Source organism: Actinoalloteichus spitiensis RMV-1378, from assembly GCF_000239155.1.
Taxonomy (GTDB): Bacteria; Actinomycetota; Actinomycetes; order Mycobacteriales; family Pseudonocardiaceae; genus Actinoalloteichus_B; species Actinoalloteichus_B spitiensis.
The window spans coordinates 1-14,859 of sequence record NZ_AGVX02000044.1 but is presented as its reverse complement, the minus strand read 5'-3'; the positions used below and the strand labels follow the sequence as shown (position 1 = coordinate 14,859).

Annotated in this window: 18 protein-coding genes; 11 read left to right on the top strand and 7 right to left on the bottom strand. The window is 72.5% G+C overall.

The window, feature by feature from the left end; all coding sequences use genetic code 11:
- Positions 1–263 (top strand): hypothetical protein (locus tag ACTIDRAF_RS0202430; RefSeq protein ID WP_016697124.1); only part of this gene is annotated, 263 nt, incomplete at its 5' end.
- A 132-nt stretch (positions 264–395) separates the two neighbouring features.
- On the opposite strand, the gene ACTIDRAF_RS0202425 is transcribed toward ACTIDRAF_RS0202430, so the two are convergent.
- Complete coding sequence (locus tag ACTIDRAF_RS0202425) at positions 396–1,031, bottom strand: response regulator (RefSeq protein WP_026065696.1); 636 nt, start codon at positions 1,029–1,031, stop codon at positions 396–398.
- A gap of 274 nt (positions 1,032–1,305) precedes the next feature.
- On the opposite strand from ACTIDRAF_RS0202425, the gene ACTIDRAF_RS26865 reads away from it, so the two are divergent.
- Positions 1,306–1,827, top strand: a complete 522-nt coding sequence (locus ACTIDRAF_RS26865; protein WP_039785431.1) for an Hsp20/alpha crystallin family protein — start codon at positions 1,306–1,308, stop codon at positions 1,825–1,827.
- A gap of 51 nt (positions 1,828–1,878) precedes the next feature.
- On the opposite strand, the gene ACTIDRAF_RS0202415 is transcribed toward ACTIDRAF_RS26865, so the two are convergent.
- Complete coding sequence (locus tag ACTIDRAF_RS0202415) at positions 1,879–2,472, bottom strand: macro domain-containing protein (protein WP_245533418.1); 594 nt, start codon at positions 2,470–2,472, stop codon at positions 1,879–1,881.
- 170 nt (positions 2,473–2,642) lie between these two features.
- Between ACTIDRAF_RS0202415 and pheA the strand changes: the two genes are divergently transcribed.
- Positions 2,643–3,602 carry a prephenate dehydratase gene (gene pheA / locus ACTIDRAF_RS0202410; RefSeq protein ID WP_026065695.1) on the top strand — a complete coding sequence of 320 codons (960 nt, stop codon included), beginning with the start codon at positions 2,643–2,645 and terminating at the stop codon, positions 3,600–3,602.
- Positions 3,599–4,261: a histidine phosphatase family protein gene (locus tag ACTIDRAF_RS0202405; protein WP_016697116.1), complete on the top strand. Its 663-nt coding sequence runs from the start codon at positions 3,599–3,601 to the stop codon at positions 4,259–4,261. Before pheA ends, ACTIDRAF_RS0202405 begins: the two co-directional genes overlap by 4 nt.
- 20 nt (positions 4,262–4,281) lie before the next feature.
- Here ACTIDRAF_RS0202405 and ACTIDRAF_RS0202400 read toward each other — a convergent pair whose 3' ends face one another.
- Positions 4,282–4,632 (bottom strand): metallopeptidase family protein, encoded by a 351-nt coding sequence (locus ACTIDRAF_RS0202400; protein ID WP_026065694.1) that lies wholly within the window; start codon positions 4,630–4,632, stop codon positions 4,282–4,284.
- Positions 4,632–5,897 carry a septum formation family protein gene (locus ACTIDRAF_RS26860; protein WP_157162799.1) on the bottom strand — a complete coding sequence of 422 codons (1,266 nt, stop codon included), beginning with the start codon at positions 5,895–5,897 and terminating at the stop codon, positions 4,632–4,634. Before ACTIDRAF_RS26860 ends, ACTIDRAF_RS0202400 begins: the two co-directional genes overlap by 1 nt.
- 335 nt (positions 5,898–6,232) lie before the next feature.
- Here ACTIDRAF_RS26860 and ACTIDRAF_RS0202390 point away from each other — a divergent pair, with 335 nt between their 5' ends.
- The 3 genes from ACTIDRAF_RS0202390 to ACTIDRAF_RS0202380 all read left to right on the top strand — a co-directional run bounded on the left by ACTIDRAF_RS0202390 (position 6,233) and on the right by ACTIDRAF_RS0202380 (position 8,497).
- A complete protein-coding gene (locus ACTIDRAF_RS0202390; RefSeq protein WP_016697113.1) occupies positions 6,233–6,721 on the top strand; it encodes a hypothetical protein in 489 nt (162 codons plus the stop codon).
- A gap of 16 nt (positions 6,722–6,737) precedes the next feature.
- The gene (locus tag ACTIDRAF_RS0202385) at positions 6,738–7,889 is read left to right on the top strand and encodes a glutathionylspermidine synthase family protein (protein ID WP_425359114.1); all 1,152 of its coding nucleotides are present in this window, start codon (positions 6,738–6,740) and stop codon (positions 7,887–7,889) included.
- 194 nt (positions 7,890–8,083) lie between these two features.
- Positions 8,084–8,497: a DUF350 domain-containing protein gene (locus ACTIDRAF_RS0202380; protein WP_039785427.1), complete on the top strand. Its 414-nt coding sequence runs from the start codon at positions 8,084–8,086 to the stop codon at positions 8,495–8,497.
- 78 nt (positions 8,498–8,575) lie between these two features.
- Here the strand turns inward: ACTIDRAF_RS0202380 and ACTIDRAF_RS0202375 are convergent, their stop codons facing one another.
- Positions 8,576–9,235: an HhH-GDP family DNA glycosylase gene (locus tag ACTIDRAF_RS0202375; protein WP_016697109.1), complete on the bottom strand. Its 660-nt coding sequence runs from the start codon at positions 9,233–9,235 to the stop codon at positions 8,576–8,578.
- Positions 9,236–9,370: 135 nt separating this feature from the next.
- Here ACTIDRAF_RS0202375 and ACTIDRAF_RS0202370 point away from each other — a divergent pair, with 135 nt between their 5' ends.
- Positions 9,371–9,934 (top strand): helix-turn-helix domain-containing protein, encoded by a 564-nt coding sequence (locus tag ACTIDRAF_RS0202370; protein WP_016697108.1) that lies wholly within the window; start codon positions 9,371–9,373, stop codon positions 9,932–9,934.
- Positions 9,935–9,953: 19 nt separating this feature from the next.
- Here the strand turns inward: ACTIDRAF_RS0202370 and ACTIDRAF_RS0202365 are convergent, their stop codons facing one another.
- Both ACTIDRAF_RS0202365 and ACTIDRAF_RS0202360 read right to left on the bottom strand, forming a co-directional pair.
- A complete protein-coding gene (locus ACTIDRAF_RS0202365) occupies positions 9,954–11,033 on the bottom strand; it encodes a MerR family transcriptional regulator (RefSeq protein ID WP_016697107.1) in 1,080 nt (359 codons plus the stop codon).
- A 304-nt stretch (positions 11,034–11,337) separates the two neighbouring features.
- Complete coding sequence (locus ACTIDRAF_RS0202360; protein WP_016697106.1) at positions 11,338–12,216, bottom strand: LLM class flavin-dependent oxidoreductase; 879 nt, start codon at positions 12,214–12,216, stop codon at positions 11,338–11,340.
- Between the two features lie 163 nt (positions 12,217–12,379).
- Between ACTIDRAF_RS0202360 and ACTIDRAF_RS26855 the strand changes: the two genes are divergently transcribed.
- From ACTIDRAF_RS26855 to ACTIDRAF_RS0202345, 3 genes are all read left to right on the top strand, one after another.
- Positions 12,380–13,351: a trypsin-like serine peptidase gene (locus ACTIDRAF_RS26855; RefSeq protein ID WP_016697105.1), complete on the top strand. Its 972-nt coding sequence runs from the start codon at positions 12,380–12,382 to the stop codon at positions 13,349–13,351.
- A gap of 224 nt (positions 13,352–13,575) precedes the next feature.
- Positions 13,576–13,707: a hypothetical protein gene (locus tag ACTIDRAF_RS35225; RefSeq protein WP_016697104.1), complete on the top strand. Its 132-nt coding sequence runs from the start codon at positions 13,576–13,578 to the stop codon at positions 13,705–13,707.
- Between the two features lie 168 nt (positions 13,708–13,875).
- Positions 13,876–14,712 carry an HAD family hydrolase gene (locus ACTIDRAF_RS0202345; RefSeq protein WP_016697103.1) on the top strand — a complete coding sequence of 279 codons (837 nt, stop codon included), beginning with the start codon at positions 13,876–13,878 and terminating at the stop codon, positions 14,710–14,712.
- Positions 14,713–14,859: the final 147 nt, after the last annotated feature.

Below are 14,859 nucleotides of genomic sequence, written 5' to 3'. Positions count from 1 at the left end.
CCGGGGCGCAGGCGAGGGTTCCCCGTGAGGAACTCGCCTCCTGGCGCAGGTCGGACGAGCGGGAGCTGCGTCGGCGTCTCCAGCGCGCGCGGGAGGAGGGCGACCTCGCCGGGGACGCAGACGTGGCGGACCTGGCCCGGCACGTGATGACCACGGTCCACGGCCTCGCGGTAGGGGCGACGCACGGCGCAACCCGGGCGGAACTCGACCGGGTCGTCGACCTGTTCCTGTCCGCGCCGCCCTGGGCGGGGTCCCCTGCCTGAGCCAGGGGGCTCCGGCGCGCCGTCGAGGAACCGGGGACGGGGGGCCGCCGCCGACGGGGGCGCGGTTGAGCGGACGGCGCCCCGTCGCCGTGCCCGGGTGATCCCGGCCGTTCGGCCGGAGGCGTTCCTCCCTCAGGGGCGGCGGCCGCGCCGGGCGATCCAGGCGGCGGCCTGCGTCCGCCGCTGCATCCCCAGCTTCGCCAGCACCGAGGTCACGTAGTTCTTCACGGTCTTCTCCGCGAGGAAGAGGCGCTGGGCGATCTGCCGGTTGGTCAGGCCCTCGCCGATCAGGTCGAGCACCCGCCGTTCCTGTTCGGTCAGGGCGGCCAGTTCCTCGGGGGTCTGTTCCCGGCGAATGCGTTCCAGCACCCGCTCGGTGGTGACGGCGTCCAGCAGGGACCGGCCCGCCGCCACCTCCCGCACGGCGGCGACCAGGTCCTGGCCCCGCACCTGTTTGAGCAGGTAGCCGGAGGCGCCCGCGATGATCGCTCCCACCATCGCCTGTTCGTCGTCGAAGGCGGTGAGCACCAGGCAGCGGGGTGGTCGGTCGAGCTGGCGGAGCTCGCGGCACAGCGACACGCCGTCGCCGTCGGGGAGGCGCACGTCGACGACGGCGACCTGGGGGGCCACCAGGCGGGCCCTGGCCAGGGCCTCGCCCGCGCTGCCCGCCTCGGCCACGACCTCGATGTCGTCCTCGGAGTCCAGCAGGTCCCGCAGGCCTCGGCGGACGACCTCGTGGTCGTCGACGAGGAGCACACGAATGGCCACGGGACCACGCTACGACCCCAGGCCGCCGGCCTGGCCGAGGGCTGCCCGCCCGGGTGGCGGTGGCAACCGCGCCGGCCGGACAACGACTGGCACTCGCGGGTGCCGAGTGCCAGATTTTCGGCTGTTCCGGGAACAACGCCCCCATCGCGCCCGTTGGCACTCATGACAGGCGAGTGCTAAATCGGGTGGCGGGAGCGGGGCGGGGAACCCCACCGACCAGCCCGTGAGCACGCACGAGACCGAGTACCGACTCAGAGCGGAGAGGGAGTTCGAGATGACCACGAGTGCTCGTCGACCGGTGTGGGATCCGTTCAGCGCGCTGGTGCGCGGTGTCGACAGGGACATCGACCGCAGGTTCGACGCGATGGTCGACCGGGCGTTCGGCGCCCGGCGCGCGGCCGGGTTCGTCCCGGCTGCGGACGTGGTGCGCAGCGGTGACGACGTGACGATCACGCTGGAACTGCCCGGGGTGGACGTCGCCAACGACGTCGCCGTCGAGGTGTCCCAGGGCCGGTTGGTGATCAGCGGCCAGCGGCGAGAGGAGGAACGGGCCGACAGCGACGCGGTCCTGGCCCGGGAGATCAGGGGCGGTGGCTTCCGCCGCGAGTTCGCCCTGCCCCGGCACGTGACCGCCGAGCAGGTGAGCGCCGACTACGACCAGGGGCTGCTGCGGGTCCTCGTGCGCCAGGTCACGCCCCGCGAGGCGGTGGCCACGCGGGTGCCCGTCCGGCAGGCGGCGGTGGAGGCGACCCTCGAGCCCAGCGAGCCCGAGGGCGAGCGGCCCACCGCGGAGTGAGGCGATCAGGTGACCCCGGCCCTGCGCGCGGGCCGGGGTCACTGGTCGGGGTCAACGGATGTCGGCCAACACCTCGTCCCATGCCGCCGCGATCTGCCGAGCGCAGGTCTCGGGAGCGACGCCACCCACCCCCGTGCCCAGACCGGGCATCGCGACGCTGCGTACGGCGTGCCGGACCGGCATGCCGCTCTCCAGCAGCCCCTCCGCCCAGAGCCGGAGCACGGCTCGCGCGGCGAGGTAGGGGTGCACGGTGTCCTGGGGAAGGAGCTCCCCGGGTTCCCGCATGGTCGGCGCGCTGATCAGCCAGCCGGGCCGGACGGCCCCCGTGGGCACCGCGAGCGACTCGCCCACCGGAAGCTCCCCGCCGTGGTAGGCGAGCACGGCACTGCGGACGTTCTCCTCGACCTGGGGGAAGGCCCTGGCGTAGAGCGCGTCGATGCCGCCGCGCATCCAGCCGTACGAGTTGGCCGGGCTGACCACGGCGTCAACGGGGAGTTCCAGGATGGAGCCCTGGTGCACGCTCATTCCCGGTCTTGCCTCGGAGATCCCGTGCCACGCCTTCGCCGTGCGGTCGTCCAGCGCGCAGAGCACCAGCTGGAGCTGTTGGCCTCCTCGGAGTGTGGAACGCACCGAAACGTCGGTCACGCCCCAAGCATTTCAGGAGCCCGGCCGCCGACGTAACCAGGGCGTCCGTTGCCAAGCAGTGATCTTCATCCAGCAGGGTGGGTGGGCTGTCCTCCGGGTGGGAGATCGTCGCCGTCCGTTCGTCCCCACCCCCCGACGACCACCCCTGGCCGGCCCGTAGGGTGGCGAACATGCCGCGTGTCGTCTATCTCGGTCCCGAGGGAACGTTCAGCGAGCAGGCGGCACGGGCCCTGGCCGGCTCCGAGGTGGTTCCGGGGGACTGGGCGCTGGCGCCCTCGGCCACCATCCACGAGGCGGTGCGGTCGGTCTCCGGGGCCTCCGGAACCACGCCCACCGCCGAACTGGCCGTCGTGCCGGTCGAGAACAGCGTCGAGGGCTCCGTCGTCGCGACCCTGGACGCGCTCAGCTCCGGGGCACCCACCGTGGCCGTGGCCGAGACCGTGCTCCCGGTCCGCTTCAGCGTGCTGACCCGTCCCGGCACGACCCTCGACCAGGTGCGGACCGTCGCGACGCACCCGCACGCCGCGGCCCAGGTGCGGGGTTGGCTCGCCGACAACGTCCCCCAGGCCACCGTGCTGCCCAGCACCTCGACCGCGGCCGCCGCCAGGTCGGTCCGGGACGGGGAGGTGGACGCGTCGATCAGCACGCCGGTGGCCGCCGAGCACTACGGCCTCGTGGCCGTGGCCGGGGACGTCGCCGACGTCCGGCATGCCGAGACGCGCTTCCTGCTGCTCAGCCGTCCCGTCGCGCCGCCGCCGCCGACCGGGTGGGACCGCACCTCCATCGCGGTCGTGCTGCCCAACCACCCCGGGTCCCTCGCGGGCGCCCTCCACGAGCTGGCCCTGCGCGACATCAGCCTGAGCCGGATCGAGTCGCGTCCGACCAGGAACCGCCTCGGCGAGTACCGCTTCTTCCTGGATCTCGACGGTCACGTCCGCGAGTCGCGGATGGCGGACGGACTGGCCGCCCTCCGGCGCCGTTGCGTCACCGTCCGGTTCCTCGGGTCGTTCCCGAAGGCGGACGCGATCCCGAGGGCTCACGGCCCCGACGAGGGCCGGCACACGTCCGACGAGGTGTTCGCCGAGGCCAGCGCGTGGGTGCGCGCGGTCAGGGAGGGGAAAGAGGTATGAGCGCGTTCCGGCTGGTCCTGGCGAGGCACGGCGAGACGGAGTCCAACGTGGGCGGTGTGCTGGACAGTCGGCCACCCGGTCCACCCCTCACCGACCTGGGGCGCCTCCAGGCGGAGGCCCTCGCCGAGGTGCTCGCCGAGGAACCGGTCGTCGCCGTCTACGCCAGTGTGGCCACCCGGGCGCGGCAGACCGCCGCGCCACTGGCCGCCCGGCACGGGCACACCGTGGAGGTGCTGGAGGGCGTCCACGAGGTGCAGTGCGGTGACCTGGAGGGACGGTCCGACGTCGACGCGCTGAGGACGTTCCACGAGATCTTCGGCTCCTGGCACACGGGACTCCTGAACAGCCGCCTTCCCGGCGGCGAGTCCGGCCAGGACGTGCTCGACCGATTCCTGCCCGTGCTCGAGGAGCTGCGGGACCGGCATCCCGAGGGCACCGTCGTCCTCGTCAGCCACGGAGCCGCGCTGCGCCTGGTGGGGGGCTTTGTCGCCGAGAACGTGCCGGGTCGGGCGGCGGAGGAGGTCCTGCTGCCCAACACCGGCCGCATCGTCCTGGAGAGCGACACCTCGGCCGCCGGCGGGTGGCGCTGCGTGTTCTGGACCGGGCACGACGACATCGGCGACGACCAGCCGGCCGGCGCGGGCGCGGCCGGTGACTGACCAGCGGCGGAGCCGCTGGTTCAGGCCCAGCCGAGCTCGTGCAGGGTCTCGTCGTCGATGCCGAAGTGGTGGGCGATCTCGTGGACGACGGTGATGGCCACCTCGTCCACCACCTCCTCCTCGCTCCCGCACATCTCCAACAGCGGGCTCCGGTACACGAAGATGCGGTCCGGCAGCATCCCGGTGTAGGTGGAGTCGCGTTCGGTGAGCGCGACTCCCTCGTACAACCCCAGCAGCCCGGGGTCCTCCTCGTTGTGGTCCTCCACCAGGACGACCACGTTGTTCATGGCGGCGGCGAACCGCTCGGGGACGAGGTCGAGCGCCTCGGAGACCAGTTCGTCGAAGCGGGCCCGGGACATCTCTACCGGCATCAGTTTCCTTCGCTGTCCAGTTCGCCCGACTGGTCGGGGGCGCCGGACGGGGGAACCGCGTCCGACGGCTCACCCGAGGGCTCGGCCGGCACGGACGGTTCCTCGGTCGGCACCGGGACGCCCGGCCGCACCGTATCCGTCGGAGGCGGCGCAGGCTGGTCGCCCACGGTGATGTCGCCGGTCACGCTACCGGTGATCGGGGCGTAGCCGCTGCCGTCCGGGAGCAGCTGCGCCACGAAGCACTTGACCTTCCTAGTGCCGGCCTCCCAGCTCTCGGGCGCGAGGGTGCTCCACGAGGGGACCACCCCCTTGTCGACCACCGGCATCCCCGCGTACTCCGTCGAGGCCTCCCGGCACGCCGGTGCGAGGTACTCGTCCTGGGCGTCGGTGCCGGGGTAGGCGTCGGGGAACTGGTCGGAGAGGTCGATGACGGAGACGATCTCCTGGGCGTGCGGTTCCGCGCAGTCCACCGGGTCGGCCAGGTTCGCGCCGTTGATCCCCAGGCAGACGCCCGGCTCGTGGACATCGGCCTGTTCCAGCTCGGCCACCCGCCCCGTGATCGGGTAGAGCCCGCCGGAGATCGTGGTCAGCTGGAGCGCGCAGTGCATGGTCCGGTCCCCGTCGTTCCAGGTGTCCCGGTCGGGGGTGAAGGCGTTGACGCTGAACCGGCCGTGCGGGTCGAGGCGGCCGTCCAGGTAGTCCCTGGACAGCGGGACGCACTGCTGGTCCTTGAGTTCCAGCCACTGCTCCGGGGTGGGGAAGGGGGCGTCCTCGTCCGCGTAGGGGAACCTCGGTGCCGGCGGTGCCGGCGGTTCGACACCATCGGAGGGAGCGGTCCCCGCTCCCGGTGCCGCTGCCGGGCCGGCGGCGGGAGCGCCCTCCCCGCCGTCGTCCGGGACGACCTCACCGTTCTCGTCGACCTGGATCTGGGCGAGGTCGACCTTCCCCGTGACCTCGAAGAGGTGGGGTTCGCCGCAGGTCACGGTCCTGATGTCCGAGGCGTCGTCCTCGGTCCAGAACAGGCACTCACCCGGGTTGGCCTCGAACACCAGCTGGTACGGCTGCGGCTCCTGCTCGCTCTCCTCACCACCGCGTTCGGCACCAGGACTGGGGCGGTCGCCCCCGGGTCCGCCAGGGGGCAGGATCGCCAACGCGGTCGCGATGAGCACCGCGGTCGCGCCGAGCACCGCGCCGATCATGATCACGCGCGTGTTGCGGCGGCGGGGGTTCTGCCGTTGCTCGCTCTGCTCGCTCATATCGGGCATCTCATCCATCATGCCTGCTCAGGAGGTGCACACTGATCGTGCTCCACCTCAACCTACCTGGCCAAATTCGTCCATTCGGGTGAAAATAGCGTCTAGTGGTGGGAATTTTGCGTCCCAGTTACCAAGGAAGCACGGTGCCGTGGGGGTAGCCAATGACGAATCATGACCGAGACCACGACCCGAAGCAGCCTCCCGAGAGTAATGAGGGTGCGTCCGGCCGGCACGGCGAAGGCGGTGGGTCCACGCCACCACCGCAGGGACGGCGCGGCAGCGGCCCGGGATCGTCCCGCCCGACCCCGCCGAGGCGGGGCCAGATCAGGCAGCAGGAGTTCGGGGTGACCACCCCCCGCGAACCCACCCTCGCCGAGAAGCGGGCCAGGATGGCGGCCGAGCGGCGACGCCGCGAGGAGGAGGAGCGCGCCGCCGCGGAGGCCGAGGCCAGGGCGAGGACCCGCAAGCGCATCCTGATCGGCGGCGGCGTCACCGTCGGCGTCGTGGCACTGGTCGCCGTGATGTACGCGGCCGCCCAGCCCAACGAGGAGGTCACCGCCTACTGCGTCGACGCCGAGGACAACATCGTCGAGGACGAGAGCTACTGCGACCCGCAGCAGGCTTCCTCCAACGGAGGCTACGTCGGGACGGGCGGCCTGATCTGGATCGCGGGGAACAGCTACCACTACAACTACGGAGGGACCCCCAACCCGGGAGGGACCGTGTCCGGGGGGTCTACTGTGCGTCCCAACAACGCGGAGATCAGGACCCAGTCCGGGACCACCATCCAACGGGGTGGTTTCGGCACCGGACGGGGCAGCGGGGGGAGCTGACCAGGTGCACCGGGAGATGTCGGAGCCAAGGCCGGACTGGCGGCAGCGGGTGGAGTCGCAGGGGCTGGTCTTCGGGACCCCCTCACGCGGCAGGGACGGGGAACCGCGTCCCTACTGGGACGAGTCGGTGCACTACGTGTTCCAGCTGGACGAGGTGCTGTCGGTGGAGGCGGACGTCGAGCTGCTGCACTCGATGTGCCTCGAAGCGGTGGAGAACGCCGTCGCCGCCGACCGCTTCCGGGACTTCGGCATCTCCGAGCAGGTGTGGCCCTACGTGGTCGAGTCCTGGAAGCGGCACGACCCGTACCTCTACGGGCGCTTCGACCTGCGCTACGACGGGACCGGGCCGGCGAAGCTGCTGGAGTACAACGCGGACACCCCGACCTCCCTGCTGGAGGCCGCCGTCGTGCAGTGGCACTGGCTCACCGACACCCACGAGGGGTCGGACCAGTGGAACTCGATCCACGAGAAGCTGGTGGCCCGGTGGGAGCACATCGCCGGTTCACTGCCCTCCGACGAGATCCACTTCACCTGGTCAGGGGGAGACAGCACCGGCGAGGACCACATCACCGCCGCCTACCTCCAGGAGACCGCCGCCGAGGCCGGCCTCAACACCGTCGGCCTCCCCATCGAGGAGATCGGCTGGGACTCCCTGCTGGAGCGGTTCGTCGACCTGGAGGAGGCCCCCATGTCGACGGTCTGCAAGCTGTACCCGTGGGAATGGGTGGTCGACGACGTCTTCGGCGAGCACGTCCTGCCCTCCCAGCCGCAGACCCTCTGGGTCGAACCGCTGTGGAAGATGCTGCTGTCGAACAAGGCCCTGCTCGCCGTCCTCTGGGAGATGTACCCCGGCCACCCCAACCTGCTGCCGGCCTACCTGGACGACCCGGGCATGCTCACCGAGTACGTCCGCAAGCCCAGGTTGGGACGGGAGGGCGCCAACATCCGGATCGTCGCTCCCGGGATGGAGCAGGAGACGGGCGGCGTGTACGGGGACGAGGGTTTCGTCTACCAGATGCTCGACCCGCTCCCCGAGTTCGACGGCATGCGCCCGGTTCTCGGCGCCTGGGTGGTCGGCGACGAGTCGGCGGGGCTGGGGATCAGGGAGTCCGCCGGACTGGTCACCGACGACGGCGCCGCCTTCGTGCCACACCGGATCCCCGGCTGAGGCGCCGACGAGCCGCCGCAGACGTTGCATAACGGTCAAAGATCTGGACCCGCCGGTCGCCTGGTGGCCCTTCTCGGGTAAGACTGGGTCCGCCGACAGGCCGCAGTGGCCAGTCAGACCGGAGGAGGTTCCACGCCGTGGCCAGCTCACTCGCCACCCAGACCCAGCTCGCCCTGAACGCGGACTACTTCTCGATGCTCGGCCAGGGTGTGGGCGCGATCGTCCTCTACGCGGTCGTGGGGCTGCTGCTGATGCTGGTCGCCTTCTTCGCGATCGACCTCACCACCCCCGGCCGGTTGAACGAGCTGGTGCGGGCCGGCAAGCCCAACGCCGTGGTCATCACGTCGTCCGGGTTGTTCAGCATGGCGCTGATCGTCGTCGTCGCCATCTACAACGCCTCCGGCAGGTTGCTGGAGGGGCTGATCGGCGCCGTGGTCTTCGGCCTCGTCGGCATCGTCGCCCAGGTCGTCGCCGTGCGGGTCCTCGAGTGGGTGGCGAGGGTGCAGATCGGTCAGCTCGTCCACGACGACGAGCTGACCGCCGGGAGCTTCGTGGTGGCCGCCGCGCACCTCGCGCTCGGGCTCGTCGTCGCCGTCTCCATCATCTGACCGGAGCGGAACGGCTGACGAGGGGCACCGGCCCGCTGACCGGACGCCGGCCCCGCACCTCCCGTGCCCCCGGACGCGTCACGCCGTGACCTCCTGGGCGACCTTCCGGTCCAGGGTGACCCGGACCAGGGCGGCGGCCAGCCGGGCGTAGTCCTCGGGGTCGTCCACCTCCGCCGCGAGCCGGTCGGGGTCGGTGGGCAACCCCACGCGCCCGGCGCCGTCGAGCGCCTTCTGGTCGAAGAAGGGGCGGAGCCCCGGCCACACCAGCTGAACCTCCCGGCAGAAGATGTCCGCCCCGGTAGGACCGATCCGGCGGAACTCGGTGAGCAGGTCACGCAGCCGGTCCCGGTCCACGACCGTCCTGCCGTCCTCGGTGCGGCTGGCCTTGTCCCGCATCCGCCGCAGATCGCCACCGTAGCGGTCCCGCACCAGCTCGGCGCCCTCCCGCAGCGACGTCGCCGTGCTCTCGTCGTACCGGCGGTAGTGGGCCCTTCCCAGCGCGTCGACCAGTTCCTGCCAGCCGGCCGCCGCCACCCGCGCCGGCGTTCCGTAGCCGCTCCTGACGAGTTCGCGTGACGTGGCCATCGCCAGGTGGGACTGGACCGGCGCCGAGGCCAGCATGGACAACACCAGCAGCCGGTACAGCGGTGCCGGTTTGTCCTGGAGGGCGATACCCCCCTCCTCCGAGTAGGTGCGTCCCGCGCGGTCCAGCAGGACACGAACCTTCCCCTTCGCCATCTCCGACCGTCCTCCCCTCCGGCCCTGCCGTCCTGCCCGCGGGGTACCCGCGTCCCCGGGCCCGACACCACCGGGGCCTGAGGTCCGGGTTCGGCCGGCGGGCCGCGTCCGGTGCGCTGACGTAGCCTGCGGGGTATGGCGGTCGATGTCTCGGATCAGGCTCTCGCCGGGCTGGGCCGGCGGGTGCGCCGGCTCCGCACCCGCCGAGGACTGAGCCAACAGCAGCTGGCGACGGTCAGCGGTCTGAGCGAGCCGCACCTGTCCAGGCTGGAGAGCGGGGACCGGCTGCCCTCCCTGAACGTGCTGGTGCGGCTGGCGGCGGGGCTCGACGTGCCGGTGGCGGAACTGTTCACCGACCAGCCGCCGGGGCCGGCGGCGGTGGTGCTGCGGGGCGCGGACGTGCCCAGTGTCAGCAGTGGTGGCCTGTCCGCTCAGGTGCTGACCCCTCGGGCGGTGGTGCCTGGCCTGTACGCGGCCCGGTACCGGCTCGAACCGGTGGGGCGGGACACGGATCTGGCCACGCATGACGGCCACGACTGGGTGTACGTGCTCGCAGGTCGGTTGCGGATCGAGTTCGGTACCGAGACGGTCGTGCTCGATCCTGGTGACAGTGCCAGTTTCAGCTCCCGGGTTCCGCACCGGTTGGGGGCGGAGGGTGCGGCGCCCGCCGACTTCCTGGCGATCGGCTGCACCCGCTGAGGCTGCCGCACCAGGCGGGTCAGGCGGGGCCGAGCACGTCGGTGACGACGCAGGCCGTGTTGTCGGGTGCGCCCGCCTCCTGGACCAGGGTGGCGAGGCGGGTGGCGGTGCGGGTGGCGGTGCCGGCGGCCAGGAGTGCGCCGCGTAGTCGCGCTTCCCCGACGACGGCGTGCAGGCCGTCGGTGCACAGCAGGTACCTGTCACCCGTGCGCGCTTCCCGGAGGTGGACGTCGGGTTCCCCCGTTCCCTGCGTGGTCAGGGCCCGGAGCAGCGCCGCTCGCCGCGGGTGGGCGGCAGCCTCCTCGGCGGTCAACCGCCCCTCGTCCACCAGTGACTGGACGAACGTGTGGTCGTGGGTGAGCTGGGAGAGTTCGCCGTCGCGCAGCAGGTAGGCGCGGGAGTCACCGATGTGGGCCAAGGCGAACCTCGACCCGGACCACAGCATCGCGGTCACCGTGGTGCCCGCCTCGGCGAGACCGGGCGCGGAGGTGCCGAACTCCCGGACCGCCTCGGCGGCGGCGGACACCGCGTCCCCCAGCACGACGGCGACGTCCCCGTGCCCCTCGGCCCCGTCCAGCCTCCGCACCGCCTCGACAGCCGCCGCGCTCGCCGTGCGTTCCGACCCCGGCGCGCCGAAGCCGTCCGCCACCACCTGGAGTCGACCTCCCGCGTACGCCACGTCCTGGTTGCTGGACCGTACCGGGCCGCCGTCCACATGGGTGGCCGAGTCGAGCCGCCACCGCCGCGTCTCCGTGGTCATGCCGTTGTCCTTCCTCGTCAGACGACGGACGAGGTGGGTGGCCAGCTGGCGCCGGGCGGCGGTGTCCGCCTCCACCTGGCGCCAGTAGGAGGCCACCTCCGCCGCCGCTGCGGCGGGTGGCAGGTCCGCCACGACCCGGATCCGGGCCAGCGGCATGCCCAAGCCCCGCAGGGACGCGACGAGCCTGGCGCGGTCCAGCTGGTCGCGGTCGTAGGACCGGTAGCCCGACCACGGGGCGACCTGGGCGGGCCGCAGCAGTCCCAGCTCGTCGTACAACCGCAACGCCTTGGGCGTCAGACCGGAGGCTCGCGCGAACTCCCCGATGCTCAGGCCGGCCATGTCCCCTCCTCGTCCCGGGCTCCTCGCCCGTGCCCACGACACTGGGCTCTGCCCCAGGGGGAAGGTCAACCGGCGCGACGTGCCCGGCGGGGAATCCCCTGTCACCGGCACGAAGGACCAGGAGCCGGCTCGGGCGTGGCTGGCCCGCCGTGCGTCCTCGCCCCGGCCCCTGCCCGAGCGGTACGGGCACCGCGCGTCGACCGCACGTGGCTGCCCGGGCGTCCCGCCGACCGCCGGAGGGGTTCCGGTGTCGGCAACCGCGGGACCACCCAGCGGGGCCGGCCGTCGCGGTCCCCGGGGTGCCTCAGGAGCGCAGGGCGGGCAGCACCTCGGCGGCGATCTCCTCCACCACGCTCTCGTGACCCGCGTACGGGCCGTCGGACCTCGGCCAGTGCACGACCACGTCGGTGAATCCCAGCTCCCCGGCCCGGCCCAGCGCGTCCCGGAAGTACTCCACGCTCGTCAGCCCGTACGCACCGCCGGAGTCCAGGCTCAGGTAGCGGTCCACGCTCGTGCTGCCCCTGTTCTCGGAGCTGAGCACCTCGTCCATCAGCGCGGAGAGCTCCACCACCGAGCTCCACCACTCCCGCTCGTCCTCGGTCTGCCGGCCGGTGGTCACCCATCCGTCGCCGTGGCGCGCGACCAGCCGCATGGACCGCCTTCCGTTGGCGGCCAGGACGAAGGGCGCCCGGGGCCGCTGCACGCAACCGGGGGCGCTGCGGGCGTCGACGGCCTCGTAGTAGTCGCCCCGCCAGGTGGTGCGGTCGTTGGTCAGGACGGTGTCGAGGAGTTCGACGAACTCGCCGTACCGGTCCACCCGGGCCCGAGGGGGGAGTTCCCGTCCCCCGAGCACCTCGACGTCGTAGCCGGCACCTCCGGCTCCGACCCCGACCAGCAGCCGCCCGTCGGAGACGTCGTCCAGGGCGGCGACCTCCCTCGCGAACGGCACGGGGTGCCGGAAGTTGGGGGAGGCGACGTAGGTGCCCAACCGGATCCGGCTGGTGACGAGCGCGGCGGCGGTCAGGGTGGGCACGGCGGAGAACCAGGGCCCGTCGACCAGGGACCGCCACCCGAGGTGGTCGTAGGTCCAGGCGTGGTCGAAGCCGTACTCCTCGGCCGCGCGCCACTTCGGTTCGGCGGCCCACCAACGGTGTTCGGGGAGGATCACGATGCCAACTCGCACGCGGGTTGACCTTACGTGTCCGGGGCCCGGACGGGAAACCACCTCACGGTTCTCGCGGAGCCCCACCCCGGGTGGTTTGAGCCGGTTCGGCCGTTTTCAACTGTCGATGTTCGGGCATCTGGGGCAGGTTCGCGGGAGGGAGCCAACTGGAAGGGGTGGCCGCATGAACCGTCGACTCCGGGGCCCGCTCGCCGCCGCCCTGCTCGGCACGGTGCTCGTCGCCGTCGTCGGTGCCGGGCCCCCGACGAGCCAGCGCGGCGGTGCTGCGGCGGTGGCCGCGACGGTCGACCAGACGGACCCAGCGGCGGATCGACACGACTGGAGTTCGAGGTCGGGCCTCCGGGGCCCCTCCCCGGCAGCCGGTGGCGCCAGTGGCGGGAACCGGCCCCACGAGGGGACCGGAGACCTGGCGGACGCTCGGGGAGTGCGGTTCGACCCCGATCTCACGGGCCCCGGGGCCGAGGTGGAGGCCGACCCCACCCCCTACTCGGTGATCGGCGAGGACGACCGGCGGCGGGTGACCATGACCACGGCGTACCCGGCGCGTGCCGTCGTCTACGTCACCCAGAGCACGAGCTGGTGCACCGGCTACCTGTACGCCGCGAACATGGTCGCCACGGCCGGCCACTGCGTGCACGGTGGCCCGGGGGCCGACTGGAAGACCGACTTCCGGGTCTACCCCGGTCGGAACGGGAGCCACGCCCCCTACGGCTACTGCGGAGTCCTCGACGTGTTCGCCACCGTGGGCTGGACCCGGGACGGCAGCATCGACCACGACTACGCGGCCCTCCGGTTGGACTGCACGGTCGGCGCCACCACCGGGTGGTTCGGCCACCAGGCGCCCGGCCCCATCGCGGTGGGCGCCACCACGGTCACCCAGGGGTACCCGCAGGACCTGGCGCCCACCGCCTCCCAGTGGCAGAGCGTCGACGAGGTACGACGGGTCACCGACCACCGCGTATACCACCACAACGACACCTTCGGCGGGCAGAGCGGCGCCCCGATCTACCTGCCCGCGAGTTCCTGCCACCCGTGCGCGGTGGCCGTGCACGCCTACGGCTGGGGGGTGGAGAACAGCGGCACCAGGATCACCGAGGAGGTGTTGGGCAACCTGACCCGCTGGCAGCGAGCGTGACGGCGGACACCAGCGGCGCCGTGCTTGACCGGACGAGGGGGCGGGTAGGCCATCCGGATGGCGGGCGTCACTCGCCGCTCACCAGCGGTGATGGTGGGGCCGGAATAATTTCGCGCACTGCTCTGTTCCAGTGGTGAACGGTTGCACCGGCTAACGAACAGGAGGGGCAGAACGATCAGACCCACGGAGATGCGACCGGCGCCCATCGAGGAAGGGACAGGCGTATGGCCCGACGACTGACCACGACGCTCGCTGCTTTCGCCCTGGCCATCATGGCCGCGTTCGGATTCCTGGCGATCAACCACTCGAACCCGGCCCCGACCATCGACATCCACCTCGTCGTCGCGACCGATTGATGCTAGCGCCACCCGAGGAGATCCGACCGTGGGGGTGGACCGAGGGCGCACGGGCCGTACCCGTTCACGCGGACCAGTGCGAACAGGGAAGACCCGCTCCCGGCCGCTCCCCTGGTCGGCGTGCCGGGCACGGGCCGGGTGCCCGTGCCCCGGAGTGAGGACGTTCACGTGGACAAGCCCGGCCTGGTCGCTTCCGACGTGGACGGCACCCTGCTGGACCCGCTCGAACAGCTCCGCCCGCGTACCGCCTCGGTGATCACCAGGGTGCTCGACGCCGCCATCCTGGTGGTCCTCGCCACCGGGCGGTCACCCCGCTGGGTCTACCCGGTGGCCCGAGCACTCCGCGTCGGCGGACTCGCCGTGTGCGTGAACGGGGCGGTGATCCTGGACGTCGAGCGCCGGACCGTGCTGCGCACGCACGCCATGGATCCGCCGCTGCTGCACGACGTGGCGGGCGTCATGCTCGACGCGCTGCCCGGCTGCGCCCTGGCCGTGGAGCAGTGCGTCGACGCCGGCTCACCGCAGCACCCGCCCGAGGACGACACCCGCGGCGCCCCGGTGCCGCTGGTCGGGGACGGCTACCAGAGCCCTCGGGGGGTCCACCGGCTGAGCCCGGTTCCACTCGCCGAGCTCCTCGGCCGTCCCGCCGTCCGGATGATCGTCCGCCACCCCGCCTTGTCCAGCCGCGAGATGGCGAGGGCGGTCGGGCCGCTCGTCTCGGACGCCGTCGAGATCACCTACTCCACGGACGAGGGGCTCATCGACGTGATGCGCGCGGGCGTGAACAAGGCGATCGGCCTCGCGGAGGTGGCCGACCTGCACGGCGTGGACCAGGCGGACGTGGTCGCCTTCGGGGACATGCCCAACGACATCCCGATGCTGCGCTGGGCCGGGCACGGCGTGGCGATGGAGAACGCGCACCCGGACGTGCTGGCGGCCGCGGACGAGACCACCGCCTCCAACGCCGAGGACGGCGTGGCGCGGGTCCTGGAGCGCTGGTTCTGACCAGCCCCGCGCGGCTGGCCCGGGCGGACGCGGAACGCGGAGCCGTTGCGGGCACCGCCCGCCGGGCATCCCGCCCGGGCGGTGGGTCGCGGTGGCGGCCGGTGGTCGCCTCGAGCAGGCCCCGCCGGCCCGTTCCGCCCGGTGCCC

Bases quoted from the DNA above. Each gene is read 5' to 3' on its own strand.
- ACTIDRAF_RS0202405 (WP_016697116.1), top strand. From the start codon at position 3,599: ATGAGCGCGTTCCGGCTGGTCCTGGCGAGGCACGGCGAGACGGAGTCC.
- pheA (WP_026065695.1), top strand. From the start codon at position 2,643: ATGCCGCGTGTCGTCTATCTCGGTCCCGAGGGAACGTTCAGCGAGCAG.
- ACTIDRAF_RS0202375 (WP_016697109.1), bottom strand. From the start codon at position 9,235: ATGGCGAAGGGGAAGGTTCGTGTCCTGCTGGACCGCGCGGGACGCACC.
- ACTIDRAF_RS0202370 (WP_016697108.1), top strand. From the start codon at position 9,371: ATGGCGGTCGATGTCTCGGATCAGGCTCTCGCCGGGCTGGGCCGGCGG.
- ACTIDRAF_RS0202385 (WP_425359114.1), top strand. From the start codon at position 6,738: ATGTCGGAGCCAAGGCCGGACTGGCGGCAGCGGGTGGAGTCGCAGGGG.
- ACTIDRAF_RS26860 (WP_157162799.1), bottom strand. From the start codon at position 5,897: ATGCCCGATATGAGCGAGCAGAGCGAGCAACGGCAGAACCCCCGCCGC.
- ACTIDRAF_RS0202400 (WP_026065694.1), bottom strand. From the start codon at position 4,632: ATGCCGGTAGAGATGTCCCGGGCCCGCTTCGACGAACTGGTCTCCGAG.
- ACTIDRAF_RS35225 (WP_016697104.1), top strand. From the start codon at position 13,576: ATGGCCCGACGACTGACCACGACGCTCGCTGCTTTCGCCCTGGCCATC.
- ACTIDRAF_RS0202365 (WP_016697107.1), bottom strand. From the start codon at position 11,033: ATGGCCGGCCTGAGCATCGGGGAGTTCGCGCGAGCCTCCGGTCTGACG.
- ACTIDRAF_RS26855 (WP_016697105.1), top strand. From the start codon at position 12,380: ATGAACCGTCGACTCCGGGGCCCGCTCGCCGCCGCCCTGCTCGGCACG.
- ACTIDRAF_RS0202380 (WP_039785427.1), top strand. From the start codon at position 8,084: ATGCTCGGCCAGGGTGTGGGCGCGATCGTCCTCTACGCGGTCGTGGGG.
- ACTIDRAF_RS26865 (WP_039785431.1), top strand. From the start codon at position 1,306: ATGACCACGAGTGCTCGTCGACCGGTGTGGGATCCGTTCAGCGCGCTG.